Annotated in this window: 14 protein-coding genes and 1 pseudogene; 11 read left to right on the top strand and 4 right to left on the bottom strand. The window is 28.2% G+C overall.

Annotated features, from left to right (window positions below):
• Window positions 1–7: 7 nt before the first annotated feature.
• The 8 genes from atpH (BINT_RS12240) to BINT_RS12205 all read left to right on the top strand — a co-directional run bounded on the left by atpH (BINT_RS12240) (window position 8) and on the right by BINT_RS12205 (window position 7,401).
• Window positions 8–556: an ATP synthase F1 subunit delta gene (atpH, locus tag BINT_RS12240; RefSeq protein ID WP_014488898.1), complete on the top strand. Its 549-nt coding sequence runs from the start codon at window positions 8–10 to the stop codon at window positions 554–556.
• Window positions 557–582: 26 nt separating this feature from the next.
• The gene (gene atpH / locus BINT_RS12235; RefSeq protein WP_014488897.1) at window positions 583–1,224 is read left to right on the top strand and encodes an ATP synthase F1 subunit delta; all 642 of its coding nucleotides are present in this window, start codon (window positions 583–585) and stop codon (window positions 1,222–1,224) included.
• A 26-nt stretch (window positions 1,225–1,250) separates the two neighbouring features.
• Window positions 1,251–2,750 carry a F0F1 ATP synthase subunit alpha gene (atpA, locus tag BINT_RS12230; protein ID WP_014488896.1) on the top strand — a complete coding sequence of 500 codons (1,500 nt, stop codon included), beginning with the start codon at window positions 1,251–1,253 and terminating at the stop codon, window positions 2,748–2,750.
• A gap of 58 nt (window positions 2,751–2,808) precedes the next feature.
• Complete coding sequence (gene atpG / locus BINT_RS12225; RefSeq protein ID WP_014488895.1) at window positions 2,809–3,687, top strand: ATP synthase F1 subunit gamma; 879 nt, start codon at window positions 2,809–2,811, stop codon at window positions 3,685–3,687.
• Between the two features lie 150 nt (window positions 3,688–3,837).
• A complete protein-coding gene (locus BINT_RS12220; RefSeq protein ID WP_041177465.1) occupies window positions 3,838–4,575 on the top strand; it encodes an ankyrin repeat domain-containing protein in 738 nt (245 codons plus the stop codon).
• A gap of 174 nt (window positions 4,576–4,749) precedes the next feature.
• Window positions 4,750–5,490, top strand: a complete 741-nt coding sequence (locus tag BINT_RS12215; RefSeq protein WP_014488893.1) for an ankyrin repeat domain-containing protein — start codon at window positions 4,750–4,752, stop codon at window positions 5,488–5,490.
• Window positions 5,491–5,692: 202 nt separating this feature from the next.
• A complete protein-coding gene (locus BINT_RS12210) occupies window positions 5,693–6,457 on the top strand; it encodes an ankyrin repeat domain-containing protein (protein WP_014488892.1) in 765 nt (254 codons plus the stop codon).
• A 233-nt stretch (window positions 6,458–6,690) separates the two neighbouring features.
• Window positions 6,691–7,401, top strand: coding sequence for an ankyrin repeat domain-containing protein (locus BINT_RS12205; RefSeq protein WP_014488891.1), 711 nt, complete (start codon window positions 6,691–6,693; stop codon window positions 7,399–7,401).
• 443 nt (window positions 7,402–7,844) lie between these two features.
• On the opposite strand, the gene BINT_RS12200 is transcribed toward BINT_RS12205, so the two are convergent.
• The 3 genes and pseudogenes from BINT_RS12200 to BINT_RS12190 form a co-directional block, all read right to left on the bottom strand.
• On the bottom strand, window positions 7,845–8,309 hold the full coding sequence (locus BINT_RS12200) for a glycosyl transferase (protein WP_014488890.1): 465 nt from the start codon (window positions 8,307–8,309) through the stop codon (window positions 7,845–7,847).
• Window positions 8,267–8,818: a glycosyltransferase gene (locus BINT_RS12195; protein WP_014488889.1), complete on the bottom strand. Its 552-nt coding sequence runs from the start codon at window positions 8,816–8,818 to the stop codon at window positions 8,267–8,269. Before BINT_RS12195 ends, BINT_RS12200 begins: the two co-directional genes overlap by 43 nt.
• A 146-nt stretch (window positions 8,819–8,964) precedes the next feature.
• Window positions 8,965–9,872, bottom strand: a pseudogene (locus BINT_RS12190) (radical SAM protein).
• 213 nt (window positions 9,873–10,085) lie between these two features.
• On the opposite strand from BINT_RS12190, the gene BINT_RS12185 reads away from it, so the two are divergent.
• From BINT_RS12185 to BINT_RS12175, 3 genes are all read left to right on the top strand, one after another.
• Window positions 10,086–11,264: an RtcB family protein gene (locus tag BINT_RS12185; protein WP_014488887.1), complete on the top strand. Its 1,179-nt coding sequence runs from the start codon at window positions 10,086–10,088 to the stop codon at window positions 11,262–11,264.
• A 289-nt stretch (window positions 11,265–11,553) separates the two neighbouring features.
• Entirely contained in the window at window positions 11,554–13,719 is a 2,166-nt protein-coding gene (locus BINT_RS12180) for a PTS transporter subunit IIABC (protein ID WP_041177463.1), read from the top strand.
• Between the two features lie 188 nt (window positions 13,720–13,907).
• Complete coding sequence (locus BINT_RS12175; protein ID WP_041177462.1) at window positions 13,908–15,689, top strand: methyl-accepting chemotaxis protein; 1,782 nt, start codon at window positions 13,908–13,910, stop codon at window positions 15,687–15,689.
• A gap of 54 nt (window positions 15,690–15,743) precedes the next feature.
• On the opposite strand, the gene BINT_RS12170 is transcribed toward BINT_RS12175, so the two are convergent.
• Complete coding sequence (locus BINT_RS12170) at window positions 15,744–16,298, bottom strand: GNAT family N-acetyltransferase (protein WP_014488884.1); 555 nt, start codon at window positions 16,296–16,298, stop codon at window positions 15,744–15,746.
• Window positions 16,299–16,433 lie beyond the last annotated feature (135 nt).

The raw sequence follows: 16,433 nt of genomic DNA, 5'->3' as shown, positions 1-16,433 counted from the left end.
TAATCTTATGAAAGAAAGTGATAAATTACAAATATTGAAACCTACAGCCAATGCTATATTTGATATAGCTAGAGAGCTTGGAATGATAAAAGAAATATATAATGAACTTTCAGAATGTTCAAAATTATTTCAAGATATTGATATTAAAAAATATTTTTTTGATAAATCAATTTCAAAGAAAGATAAAAAAGAATTAATAGATAAGAGATTAAAACCAATACTTTCTAAAGAAACTTATGCTTTTGTATCTATATTAACAGAACATGACAGTATAGATGTACTGCCTGATATTGCTTCTTTGTATAAAGAGATAGCAGATGATTATAGTAATATAGTCAGAGTCCGTATTATTACAGCAAGCACTATTGATGATAAGACAGTAGAAGATATCATTCAAACAGTTAAATGTTTTTCTAATAATGAGATATCTTATGAAACTGTAGTTGATGAAAATATTATAGGCGGGATAATAGTATATATTGGCTCTGTTGTTTATGATTATAGTATAAAAAAACAAATAGATTTATTGCAAAGTAAATTTACTTATGGTAATTAATTAATAAACATTATAGGAGTTATAATATGGATTCTATTGCTGAAAATATTTTAAGTGATCTCAAAAAGGAAGTACTTAAAGAGGTTACAAAAGAAAAGGCAAGTAGATTTAGCCGTATTGTAAAAAATGAGTCTAGTGCCAAGAATTATGCTAAGGCTATGTTTGATATTGCTTCAGATATGGGTAAAATTGAAGCAATTAAAAGCGATTTGAATGTTGTATATTCATCTTTGCTTGTTGATAGTGATATATATGATTTTTTTAAATCTAGTTTCATAGATGGACATTTAAGAATGCGTATATTAAAAAAAATATATGCAGATAAGATTTTAGAAGAAACATTTAATCTTATCGCTATCTTGATAGAGAGAGATATGATTAATATTTTATTTGCAATAATAGTGGAATATGAAAACTTATGCAATGAATATTATAATATAATTGTAGTTAAAATTACAACTGCATCGAATATGACAGATACAGAGGATATGAATAAACTTAAAGATCATATTACAAATATGATATCAGATAAAGACATACATTTTACATTTAATATAGATGAAAATATAATAGGCGGTGTTGTAATAGAAATAGAAGATGTTGTATATGATTATAGTGTGAGAAGACTGCTTACAGAATTAAAGTCTTCTATTTCTGAAATTAATTGATACATTTTATATTTGAGGAATTGTTTATGAATATAAAAGCTAGTGAAATTGCAGCAGTTCTTAAAGAAGAGATTAAGAATTATAAAGCTGATTTTACTCCGAATGAAGTAGGAGTTGTTGTAGAGGTTGGAGATGGTATAGCCAGAATTATTGGACTTCCGCATGTTATGGCTAATGAGATGATACTTTTTGAAAGCGGTGCTGTTGGTCTTGCTTTTAACTTGGAAGAAGAAACTATAGGTGCTATAGTTTTAGGTGATTATTACGGAATTAAAGAAGGAAGTAAAGTAAGCAGGCTTAAAAGAATATTAGAAGTACCTGTTGGGGATGTATTACTTGGAAGAGTTGTTAATCCTTTGGGTGTGCCTATAGATGGACATGGAGAAATAACTACTGATAAAAGGAGAGTTATAGAATTCCCTGCTCCTGGTATTGCTGACAGACAGGCAGTAAAACAGCCTCTTCAAACTGGTATTAAAGCTATTGACTCTATGACTCCTATAGGAAGAGGACAAAGACAGCTTATCATAGGCGACAGAGGTACAGGAAAAACTTCAATTGCTCTTGATGCTATAATCAATCAAAAAGGTACAGGTGTTATATGTATCTATGTAGCAATAGGACAGAAGGCTTCTACAGTTGCAGGTGTTGTTGATACATTAAGACAGCATGGAGCATTAGAATATACTATAGTAGTTGCTGCAACTGCTGCTGATTCTGCTCCGCTTCAATACATAGCTCCTTATGCTGGATGTGCTATGGCAGAATATTTCATGTATGAACAGAAAAAAGATACATTGATTATATATGATGACTTAACTAAGCAGGCTAATGCTTACAGACAGATATCATTACTTTTAAGAAGACCTCCTGGAAGGGAAGCTTTTCCGGGCGATGTATTCTATTTGCATTCAAGACTTCTTGAAAGAGCTGCAAAACTTAGTGATGAATTAGGAGGCGGTTCTTTAACAGCACTTCCTATAATAGAAACTCAGGATAATGAGGTGTCTGCTTATATTCCTACTAACGTTATTTCTATTACTGACGGACAGATATATTTGCTTACTAGTTTGTTTATGAGTGGTGTTCGTCCTGCAATTGATGTAGGTATATCAGTTTCCCGTGTAGGCGGTAATGCTCAGACTAAAGCTATGAAAAAGGTTGCCGGTACTTTAAGACTTGACCTTGCTTCTTATAGATCTTTAGAGGCATTCTCTCAGCTTGGTATTGGACTTGATAAAGCTACTTTGGCACAATTAGACAGAGGTGCTAAAATGGTTGAATTATTAAAACAAAAACAATACAGTCCTATACCTTTTGAAGAACAGGTTATTGTTATATTTGCTGCTACTAAAGGTTTCTTGGATAATATTGAAGTTGACAGAGTTCATGAATTTGAGTGGAGATTACTTCAGTATATGAGAGCTGATAAGCAGAATATACTTGATGATATTAGAGAGAAAAAAGATATAGAAGATATGGACGGACTTTATAAAATCATAGAAGAGTTCAAATCTAAGTTCTAATTTTTATATATTATAATATAAATTAGACTTGGCAATTCTATTGATTTGGGGTTTTATTATGGCAGAGAAACTTAATGTATTAAAAGCGAGAATTAAAGCTGTATCAAGTACTCATAAAATAACCAAAACTATGGATATGATAGCAAGATCTAGAACAGCTAAAATTCTAACAGTAGAACAAGGTATGCGTCCTTTCACTCAGAAATTAAACAGAATAGTTGAAGATCTTTCGCATTCTGATATGGATCATGTGCATCCTTTGCTTGCTCCAAAAAAGAAAATAAAAAACATAATACTTTTTGTTGTAACTTCTTCAAGAGGATTATGCGGTTCTTATAATACAAAGATTTTTGATGAGGCTATGGAGAGAATCAGACACCATCATAGACATGGTAGAGAGGTTCAGCTTCATGTACTTGGAAAGAAAGGTGAAGTTTATTTTGAAAAGCAGGGCATACCGATAGCACGTAAATATCCTCGTATAGATGAGGAATCTACTTTTGATGATTGTGCTACTGTAGTTCAGCGTTTCATGCATGAATATGCAGTTGATAATGCTTCTAGGGTAGAGGTTATATATACAAGATATTATACAAGGGTGGTACATATACCTAAAATTAAAAGTTTGATCCCTATGATTCCCGATGAAGAGGATATTGAGGGACATAAAATAAAGAAAAAATTAGAATATGTTATTGAGCCTAATGTAGATGATGTATTAAAGGAAGTTGTTCCTATGGCTATTAAAACATATTTCTATTTTATGCTTACAAGTTCTTTTTTGTCAGAAAATGCTGAAAGGGCTATTGCTATGAGAAATGCTACTGACAATGCTGAAAGATTATTAACTGATCTTAAAAATAAAGCTAACAGAGCCAGACAGGAACATATTACTAATGAGCTTCTTGATATTATAGGCGGTTCTGAAGCTATATAATTTATTTTGTATATAAAAAATTAAATACCATTCATATATTTATTTTATGGATGGTATTTTTTTATTTTAAATTTTTTAATTTTGGTACTATATAAAATTATTTATTTTATAGTATAATACTCAAAATTATTAATTACTATGTGGTGGTATATGAAAAAATTGTTATTGATTTCTTTTGTTTTAATGATTACTTTTATTGTTTCTTGCGGTAAAAAAGAAGAGGCTAGTATAAGTAATAATTCTGTGTATGTAAGTGATCCAAATAATATATATCATAAAACCTGTACTAATGTTGTAAAGATTCAAGGTAAATTTGTTAATATGAACTCTTCTTTTTCTTATGCTGATAGAGAAGAAGGAGAATACAGTGAGGAATATGATATATTTGAAGCTATAAAAAATCATAGCTTAAAAAGAGTCATGGAATTAATAGGAGAAGGTGAAGATATTGATCAAAATGATAGAGACTTCATTATGTATAGTGAGTTTATGGACTCTCATTATATTATAGAAGGTGCTACTCCTTTGATATTTGCAATATTTTATAGGGATTTGGGTATAATGAAATATTTACTCGATAATGGTGCTGATCCTTATATTAAAGATGATAACGGTAAGAATTCTTTTTTATGGGCTTGCGGTGTTGGAAATGTTGAGGTAATAAAAATGCTTGTAGAGTTTTATCCTGATTTAGTTAATTCTTTAAATGTTTATGGTTCAAATGGACTTCATATTGCTGCTGGAAGTAATAATGTAGAAGTATTTGAATATTTAGTAAATGATTTAGGTATTGATGTAAATAGTACTAATGAGTACGGCAACAGAGTTTTATATTATGCTGAAAAAGATGAGACAATAGAAAAGTTAAAAGAGCTTGGTGCCAAATAATATAAATTGTGTAATACATTAATATATTTTAAAGATGAATAAACTATAAAATAGCTATAGCCTTAAAGCAAGATTTTTTAATTATTTAATAAAGCAATCTTTATTAAGAATACTATAAAATTATTTGTTTTTATTGTATAATACTCAAAATGATTAATTACTATGAGGCGGTATATGAAAAAATTGTTATTGATTTCTTTTGTTTTAATGATTACTTTTATTGTTTCTTGCGGTAAAAAAGAAGAGGCTAGTATAAGTAATAATTCTGTGTATGTAAGTGATCCAAATAATATATATCATAAAACCTATACTAATGTTGTAAAGATTCAAGGTAAATTTGTTAATATGAACTCTGCTTTCTCTTATGATGACAGAGAAGAAGGAGAATACAGCGAAGACTATGATATATTTGAGGCTATAAAAAATCATAGTTTAAAAAGAGTCATGGAATTAATAGGAGAAGGTGAAGATATTGATCAAACTTATAGCGGCAGAATCAAATATAGTGAATTTATGGATGATAATTATGTAATAGGTAGCGGTACTCCTTTGATATTTGCAATATTTTATAGAGATTTGGGTATAATGAAATATTTACTTGATAATGGTGCTGATCCTCATATTAAAGATAATAATGGGTTGAATTCTTTTTTATGGGCTTGCGGTGTTGGAAATGTTGATGTAATAAAAATGCTTGTACAGGCAGATCCTGATTTAGTTAATTCTCAAAATATGTATGGTGACAATGGACTTTATGTTGCAGTTTTGAATGAGAATGTAGAAGTGTTTGAATATTTAGTAAATGATTTAGGTATAGATATAAATAGTACAGATGAGGACGGTGATGGAGTTTTGTATTATGCTGAAAAAGATGAGGCAATAGAAAAGCTAAAAGAACTTGGTGCCGAAGAATAAAAATTGCGATAGTTTCAAGATGAATGTATTAAAAAATCGAGCGTCTAGCAAATTCGCCGAAGGCGGACAGAGTCCTTGCTAGAGCCTTAAAGCTAGATTTTTTAATTATTTGATAAAACAATTTTTATTAGCAACAATAGAAAATAATTCGTTTTTATTGTATAATACTTCAGAAATTATTAATTACTATACGGTGGTGTTTATGAAAAGTATAAAATTCTCAAAAAGTGTATTATTGGTTTCTTTATTATCAATTATTTTAATTATATCATGCGGTAAAAAAGAAGAGACTAGTGTAAGTATAAGTAATAATTCTGTGTATGTAAGTGATCCAAATAATATATATCATAAAACTTATACTAATGTTGTAAAGGTTCAGGGTAAATATGTTAGTATGAACGCTGCTTTTTCTTACGGCAATAGAAAAGAAGGAGAATACAGCGAGGAGTATGATATATTTGAGGCTATACAAAATCATAGCTTAAAGAGAGTACAGGAATTAATAGAAGAAGAAGGCGAAGATATAGATCAAACTTATTTCGGAGATAGTTTATATAGTGAATTTATGGATGATAGTTATGCAATAGACGGCGGCACTCCTTTAATATTTGCTGTATTTTATAGAGATTTGGGTATAATGAAATATTTGCTTGATAAAGGTGCTGATCCTTATATTAAAGATGATGACAGTTGGAATGCATTTTTATGGGCTTGCGGCACAGGCAATGTTGATGTAATAAAAATGCTTGTAAACTTTGATTCTGATTTAGTTAATTCTAAAAATATGTATGATGCAAACGGACTTCATATGGCGGCTTTGAATGATAATGTAGAGGTGTTTGATTATTTGGTTAAGGATTTGGGTATTGATATAAACAGTACAGATGAGGACGGAGACGGAGTTTTATATTATGCCAATGAAGATGCAGCATTAGAGAAGTTAAGAGAGCTAGGAGCTGAAGAGTAATTTTATAAAAATAGTGGGTGTCTAGTAAATGAAATTTGCTAGACTCAATTAGCTACAATTTTTATCAGTAATAATATAAAAAATTGTGAGCATTATATTAAGTATAGTCAAAATAAATTATAAAATAATATAGCGTATATCAATGTACGAACTGAATTGTTATAGCTTTATTAGCAACAATAGAAAATATTTGTTTTTATAGTATAATTTTAAATTATTATGATTGGGTATATATGAAAAAATTGTTATTGATTTCTTTTGTTTTAATGATTACTTTACTAATTTCTTGCGGTAAAAAAGAAGAGAATATTATAAGTAATGCTAATAATATAGATAATAAGATTGATACTAATGTTGTAAAGGTTCAGGGTAAATATGTTAATATGAACGCTGATTTTTCTTACGGCAACAGAGAGGAAGGAGAATACAGCAAAGATTATGATATATTTGAAGCTATAGAAAATCATAGTTTAAAAAGAGTGATTGAATTAATAGAAGAAGGTGAAGATATTAATCAAACTTACGGTGGCGGAAAAAAATATAGTGAGCTTCTTAATAATGATTATTATCTTGATGGAGCTTCTCCTTTAATGTTTGCTGTGTTTTATAGAGATTTAGGAATAATGAAATATTTGCTTGATAATGGTGCCGATCCTAATATTATTCAAGATGAATATGGACGAAATGTATTTTTACTTGCTTGTGGTTTTGGAAATGTTGATGTAATAAAAATGATTGTAGATTTTGACTCTGATTTAGTTGATTCTGTATCTAGCCGTGATGAGAATGGACTTGATATTGCTTATTTGTATGGAAATATAGAAGTATTTGAATATTTAGTTAATACATTAGGTTTAACTACTGATATTTTGGATCATGTTGATGAAGAAGATCCATACGAAAATACTGAGCATATAAAAAAATTAAGAGAACTTCTGAATTAGATTATTTTTATATAATATTTTTTATCTTAATTGTTAATAAAAAATCATAAATAACGCACGGTGAATAGGCTTTTATTTATAAATTCATTATATTTTTTATTTTGTATATTTTATAAATAAAATTTTTCGTGCGTTGTGTAAGCAATAAATTTAAATAACTCTAGGGTGGGAATTAGAAATAACAGTGTAGAGCCAAAAATAAAAATAATATAAAAATTGCAGATTAAAGTTATAATTCTAGAGGGTGGGGAGTAAAAATAGGTTTTAAAACTTAATTACATACCCCGCCCTTTATTCTTTATCACTTCATTAAAAAATTTAACTTTAATTATATTTATAGCCTGCTTAGAAATTTAAGCCCCCGCCCAAGCTTTTATTATGTTTAAAATTTTATTTAATAATGGTAATAATTTTTATATACTATTCATATTTCATAATATTATCTATATCTTTAATAATATTTTTTTTATTTTATCTCTAGTTTTTCTGAAAGGAATAAACCATACTATTTTATCTATTATTTTATATAAAGCGATTCTATTTCTATTAATAGAAAATATATCCATATATTTAAAATAATTCTCTTTAAAAAATGGAGTCAAAGAGAAATATTCCCAAAATTTATAATAATAATCATTTATTTCTTTATCAAAACCATATTTTAATGGCTTACCAGTACTGATAAAATACCCTGAAATGATGATTTTTTCTGTATTTTCACCATAATCTGTTTTTAAATCTGAAAAAGCAATGCAGTCTTTAAATAAATATAGGAATATATGTTCTTCAGTAAATATTGAATTGATATATTTATTTATACATTCATCTATTTTTATTTTATAAGATTCTTCTGTAAATATTTCTTTTATTTTTTTATATTGAATAATAATACAGCACCATGAACACAATTGTATTCTGGATTTTTATAACCTATATCTAAAATATATTTATATAATTTAGGATCTAAATTTTTAAGACCTTTGCAATACCATGATTCACAAATAAGAAAATGATTAGATATATCCATATTAAATACATAATTAAGTTTATTTAAAACTATAGAATCAGCATCTATAAATAATACATTATCTAAATCTTTTAATATAAATGGGATATCTAATTTAATAAAAACACTATAATGCCATATTGGATATCCATTTTTTTTAAATGTTTCCTGCCATTTTTTATATTTTTCTACGTTTTTATAATTAGGTTTATAAAATTTTATTTCAAAATCTTTAATTTCTTTAAGCATTAATAATTTATTTTTATTTTCGTCTTTGATACCATCTTCAATAAGATGAAAACAAAATTTATCATTTTCAGAAGAATTTTTTAATATTGAAACTATTAGCGTTGCAATATATGTTACAAATTTATCATCTGAAATTAAAGATATATTCATTATTTTATTCATAATATGAACTCCTATTTTTACTTAAACATAAAAAACTATACAGTTGTTTTTATAAACTTATAAGTTTAAAATATTTTTTACATATATAAATTTAAGCTATATTGATTAACTTGGCATTATACTAATAATATTTAAAAAATACAATATTAAAATAAAGTAGGAGCTTCTTCTACTACTTTATTATTATATCTATTGTAAACGCTGTCTTCAGTATTGAGTTCTTCTTTGGTTTTGTATGTGATATTATATTTTTCTTCTAAGGCTTTTATTTTTTTATATAGCTTTTCTCTGTATTCATCTTTAAGAATACCGTCAGAACCATAAATGTATAGATACTTTTTATAATGCTCTGGAAATACTTGCCTTACGAAATTTAGATATATTTTTCTGCATTCGCCCCTAAGTTTTAATGCATCAGTGGCACAGTAGTCTATGCCGTACTCTTTTACTTTTTAAAAATATCTTCTATACTGTCTTCGGTTATGAAAGGCATTACAGGCATAGCATGAACCGCTACTATTGCTTTTGTCTTTTTAAACTCTCTAAGCATGTCGAATCTTTTTTGAGGAGTTATTACATTAGGCTCTATTAATGAGGATAACTTTTCATCTAATGTCGTTATAGTTGATGCTATTCTTACAGGCACTATACTTGAAAGCTCATCTATCAAATCAAAATCTCTTAATATTAAATCGCTTTTTGTGGATATGCACATAGGAGTTTTATATCTTATAAGAAGTTTTAAAACATCTCTCATAAGCTTATAATCTTTTTCAGCCTCCTGATAATTGTCAGTAACGCTTCCAAGATTAATAATATCTCTATTCCAATTCCTTGATGATAATTCTTTTTCTAATACTTCAGCAATATTTTTCTTTACGAATATCTCTCCGAAAAAATCTTTTGAGTTAATATATTTATGAGAATAAACAGCAAAACAGTAATAACATTTATGCAAACATCCTCTGTAAATATTTAAATCATAACAGAATCCATATTCATTATCTATTTTATTTAAAGCTGATTTGCAGTTGATTTCTCTATATTTAAGCATTGATTTTATCTCTTTTATTAAAATCTGTATTAAAATATTGTGTTTATAATAATACTGTATTTTAATATTTTGTCAACTTATTATTTATTAATAATATATAAATTAAAAATATGTTTATATTAAAATATAACTTTTTTGACAAATTCTGACATTTCAATGATTTATAATAAATGATAGAATATAATTGAATAGTATTAAAAGAGGTATATTTTGATGATAGAGCTTAAAGGAAAATACAATAAAGACTGTAAAATTTTCACTGATAATATCGACGAAGAATCTTATTCTGTATTGTACAAAATATTAAATGAAAAAGCCAGTGAAGATGTAAAGATAAGAATAATGCCTGATACTCATTTGGGTAAAGGAATAGTTGTAGGTTTTACAATGCCATTAACTGACAGAGTGAATCCTTTTCATATAGGTGTTGATATAGGCTGCGGAATGCTTACTTCAAAATTAAGCGATGAAATAAAAGATATACCATTAGAAAAAATTGATAAAACTATAAAACAAAATATTCCAATGGGGCAAAGCACTCATAAAAAAAGTTTTAATACGCTTTTTAATTTTAAAGAACTTAATGAACTCATAAGAAATTTTATAATTAATTATAATAAAAAATTTAATACCAAATTTGAAGTTTTTGAAATAGATAATGAATATATAGAAAAATTATGTCAAAGAGTAGAAATTGATTTAGAGAAATTCCATAATTCTATAGGAACGCTTGGAGGGGGTAATCATTTTATAGAAATAGGTAAATCCTCAAATAATGAGTATTATATCACTATACATTCAGGCTCTAGGAATTTCGGTAATCAGGTTTGCAGATATCATGCCAAAATAGCTAAAAATAGTGAAGACTGTTATTTGCAGGATAAAGAAATGTTTGATTATTTAATTGATATGGTAATAGCACAATACTATGCAAAAATAAACAGAGAAACTATTTTAAAAATTATAAAAGATGTATTAAATATAGAAATAGAAGATTCTTTTTCATCGGTTCATAATTTTATTGATTTTGAGGATTTCATTATAAGAAAAGGTGCGATAAGAAGTTATGAAAATGAAAAAATGATAATACCTTTTAACATGCGTGATGGTATATTGATATGCGAAGGAAAAAGCAATGAAGATTGGAACTGTTCTGCACCACATGGGGCTGGAAGGGTTTTATCAAGGGCACAGGCAAAAAATCAATTAGATATGAAGGAGTTCATAGATTCTATGAAAGGAATTTATTCAAGCAGTGTATGCAAGAATACTTTAGATGAATCTCCTATGGCTTATAAAAATCCTAACAAAATAGAAGAATTAATAGAACCTACTGTGAAAATTGTAGATAGATTAAAGCCTGTATTAAATATAAAATCTACTTCAAAATAAAATTATTTTATGATTTTTATTATAAAATTACAGTATTCGTAATGTAATTTAACTTTTTAAACTCATTTTATATCTATTTTAATTAGATGTTTAATTAATTATTATTGAAACTGATTACAAAATGAAAATTAATATCAAAAACTATATACAATTATTAAAAAATTTATTATACTTATATATATGGATTGATGTTTATATGTGATATTAGTATACATAATATTAATTGATAATCTAGTATCTTTATATATATAATATCAAAAAATACATTTTATACTACGGAGTTCTTTATATGAAGGATAAAATTTTCGGCGTACTGCAAAGGGTAGGAAGATCGTTCATGCTTCCTATAGCTGTGCTTCCTGTAGCAGGTTTGTTTTTGGGTGTAGGTAGTTCATTAACTAATACTACAATGCTTGAAACCTATAATTTAATGGGTATTTTAGGACCAGGCACTATAGCTTATGATATATTATCAGTATTAAGTGAAGCAGGAAATATAATATTTGGTAACTTGCCTATCATATTCGCTATGAGTGTAGCTATTGGTATGGCAAAGAAAGAGAAAGAAGTTGCTGCTTTATCAGGAGCTATAGCATTTTTCGTAATGCATGCTTCTATTGGTAAGATGATAACAGTTATGGGAGGAGCTGATAAATTATTAGCTGGTTCTACTACAAATGTTGTTGGTATATTGTCATTACAAATGGGTGTATTCGGCGGTATTATAGTAGGACTTGGTGTAGCTGCTTTGCATAATAAATATTATACAATAGAGCTTCCTCAAGTATTATCATTCTTTGGCGGTACAAGATTCGTTCCAATAATATCTTCTATAGTATTTTTAGTAGTAGGTATATTGATGTACTATGTATGGCCTCCTGTACAGGTTGTAATGAATAAATTGGGTGATTTAATAGCTGGTTCAGGTTATGTTGGTACTTTGTTCTATGGTATAATAGAAAGAGCATTGATACCTTTCGGACTTCACCATGTATTCTATACACCTTTATGGCAAACTTCTTTGGGCGGTACTATGATGATAGACGGCAATTTAGTAGAAGGTGCTCAGAACATATTCTTTGCTCAATTAGGTTCTCCTAGTACAACAGCATTCAGCGTTGAAGCTACTAGATTTATGACTGGTAAATTCCCATTTATGATATTTGGATTACCTGGCGCTGCTTTGGCTATGTATAGAACTTCAAGACCAGAGAAAAAACAGGTTGTAGGTGCTTTACTTTTCTCAGCTGCATTAACAGCAATGCTTACAGGTATAACTGAACCTATAGAGTTTACATTTATATTTGTTGCCCCTATATTCTATGCTATTCACTGTGTACTTGCAGGTATATCTTTCATGCTTATGCATATACTTCATGTTACAGTAGGTATGACATTCTCAGGCGGTTTTATAGACTTATTATTATTCGGAATAATACAAGGTAATGCTAAAACTAATTGGGTATGGATTGTAGTTGTAGGTGCTGCTTATTTCTTCATTTACTATTTCTTATTCTATACTTTAATTAAGAAATTTGATTGGAAAACACCTGGAAGAGAACCAGACAGTGAAGAACCAAAATTGTACAGAAGAGCTGATGTTGCTGCTGCTAAGGCTGCTGCAAGCGGAGAAGCAGTTGATACAAATCCTTTATTCCAATATGAAGAAGCTCCTTTAATTACTGCAGGACTTGGCGGAAAGAAAAATATAAGCGATGTTGATTGTTGTGCTACAAGACTTCGTATAACAGTATTTGATCCTTCTAAAGTTGTTGATGCTACATTGAAAGCAAGCGGTGCAGCTGGTATAATCAAAAAAGGTAATGGTATACAGGTAATATACGGACCTAAAGTTACTGTAATAAAATCAAGACTTGAAGATTATTTACATGATCCTATAAGTGATCAGGAACCTCAGGTACCAGCAGATGCTCCTAAGGCAGAGGAAAAGAAAGAGGAGAAAAAGGAAGAGAAGAAAGTAGAAGTAAAAAGTTCATCTGCAGTATATAAAGTTTATGCTCCTATAAAAGGAAATATAATAAAATTAGAAAGCGTTAAAGATGAAGCATTCTCAAGCGGTGCTATGGGTAAAGGTATAGCTATTGAACCTACAGAAGGAAAAGTGTATGCTCCTTATGATGGTGTTATAGAAACTGCTTTCCCTACAAAACATGCTATAGGTCTTACTTCTGATGATGGTGTTGAATTGCTTATACATGTTGGTATGGATACTGTAAAATTAGGCGGTGCTCATTTCATATCACATATAGAAGAGGGACAGAAAGTTAAGAAAGGAGATTTGTTATTAGAATTTGATATTGAAAAAATAAGAGGAGAAGGATATCCTACATTAACTCCTGTAATAGTAACAAATTCTGATGATTACACAGATGTTATACCTGTTGCTGCATCTTCTATTAATGTTGGTGATGAGCTGCTTGAAGTAAAAAAATAATCAAATAAAATTGTAAAAATTGTGGGGCTTATTAATTTAAGCCCCTTTTTTTATGGAAAAAATAAAATATTATTGCTCAATAGTAAAAAAAATTACTTGACAATAAAAAAATAAAAAATTATACTTTATCAAAGTTTTATTTATTTGGAGATATTATTTATGGAAGACAAAAAAAGAAATATGTTTTAATGCTGAAATTTCTAATCCCATTTGCAGTATTCATAATAGTGGTTGTTATAGGTTTAATGTTATATTTTATTCCTAGGTATAAGAAAGAGTTCTTACTAGAAATAGAATCTAATATGTACAAAAAAGAGTCTTCTATTTCTTCTTGGCTTAGTTATTTTTATTCTGAGATTGATGTTTTATCTTCATATTGTAAATACGAAACAGATTATACTCAAATGCTTGATTCTTTCAAAGAGTTAAAAAATATGAAAGATGAGATTGGTAATATACATTTTAGTGGTACTGTAGGATATAAATACGGAGGATTATTAATTATAGTATATGGTGATAATATAGAAGGATTTGATCAGACTACAAGAGAATGGTATATAGAAGCTGTAAAAAATCCTTCCACTCCTTATTTGAGTGCTCCATATCAAGATGCTGAAACAGGTGAAACAGTTATAACTATATCTAAAGCTGTTTTTCAAAATAATCAGCTTAAAGGTGTAGTAGGATTGGATATATCTTTTGCTAAAATAGCTAAATCCTTAACAGCTGATAAAGATAATAAATTTTTTATAGCATTAGATGATGGTAGATTTATAACTCATACAGATGCAAATTTATTATTTAATCAGCAGAGAAATATTTATACAGAATTGAATGCTCCTAAGCTTAATGATAAAGATTATGATGTCATCATTAATAAAAAACAAAAACAGTGGACTGCAGCTTATAATATACCAAATACTCCTTGGATTCTTGTAGGAAATGGAAGTTCATTAAATCTAAGTAAAAAAATATTTACATTATCTATTATTATGATAATAGTGGCAATTGGTTTTTTAGTGATTCAGTTTATGCTTGTTTTATTGAATGTTAATCCTTTATCACAAACTTTAGACAGAGCTATAGAAGTTATTAAGAATATGACTAATAAACATTTTAATGCTGTTTTCGATGAGAGGCTATTAAATAAATCAGATCAAACAGGTGTTTTAGTTAATTCTATTAAGGATATGCAGAAATCTCTTGGTGATTCTATTCATTTCTTTCAGGAATCATTAAATTTTATCAATAATGAAATAGATACTGTATCAGATGGTACAGCAAATTTATCGTATAGAAGTAATACTCAGGCTAGCTCACTTGAAGAATTATCAAGCCTTATAGAATCATTATCTACATCTCTTGATGAAACTAATGTACATTCTGAAGATGCTAGAAATATGAGTGCTAAAGTTGCAGATGCTACTAAGGTAGGTGTAGAATCTTCTTCTGAAATTACTAGTAGTATGAATGAGATATTAGAATCAAGCAAGAAAATATCAGATATGACTAAACTTATACAATCTATTGCTTTTCAAACAAATATATTGGCTTTGAATGCTGCTGTAGAGGCGGCACGTGCTGGGGAACAGGGTAAAGGTTTTGCTGTTGTGGCTAGTGAGATACGTTCTCTTGCTCAGAATGTAGATGAAACTGCTAAAAATATAACTAATACTATAAATGAGGCTTTGGCTAAAGTTGAGATAGGAAATAAGGCCGTAGAAAATTCTTCTAAAATACTTTCTGAGATTGAAGCTTTGGCTGAAGATATGCTTAATAAATTAACTTCTATATCAGAACGTGCTGTAGTAGAGGCCGACAGTATTAATCAGATCAATATTTCCGTAAGGCAGCTCAATTCTATAACTGGTGAAAATAGTATGTTAGCTGAATCTAATGCCAGCTCAACAAAAGAAGTAAGAGAGAAAATAGAGAATATGGTTGAGCGTATTGGCAGTTTCAAATTTTAATTAAAAATTGTATTTATGAAAAAGAAATGGCTTTTATTATAGTCATTTCTTTTTTTATATATTTTCTACACAGAATATATAATGCGTCATATCCATATTATAATAATGTTTTACTGTATTATCTATTATTTTCATGCCGTTTCTAATAGCTACTTTTTGAGATGCGATATTATTATCTCTTATGATAGAGTAGACTCTATCAGCATTTAAAACATTAAAGGCATAATTTTTACAAGCTATTGCAGCTTCTGTAGCAAATCCTTTATGCCAGTAGTTTTTATTGAATAAATATCCTATTTCAATGAGTTCATAAGAATTATGTATTTTTTTATCTACATTTTGCATAGTAAGTCCGCATTGTCCTATAAACTCATTATTTTCTTTTAGTATACAAGCCCATAATCCAAATCCGTAAGTTTTGTATCTATTCATTTGATTATTGAACCATTGCTGCACTTCTTCATTAGAAAAGGCATGTTCGTATGCATACATAGTATCTTTATCTTGAAGTATAGAAGATAATCCTTTATAGTCTTTTTCATTATTTTCTTCAAATTCTCTTAAAATAAGTCTTTCAGTTTCTAGTATTTTTTCATAATTATAAAACAAAAGTATTTTAGAAAAATGATATTAAATATTTATTTTTTTGATTTATTTTTCAGTCCCACCCTCTAGGATTTTTAAATTTATATGTTATTTTTGTATTATCTTTCTTTTTTATTTTAATCTGTTATTATAGCACCC

This window comes from Brachyspira intermedia PWS/A (genome assembly GCF_000223215.1).
Taxonomy (GTDB): Bacteria; Spirochaetota; Brachyspiria; order Brachyspirales; family Brachyspiraceae; genus Brachyspira; species Brachyspira intermedia.
This window is presented reverse-complemented; position numbering and strand designations above follow the sequence as displayed.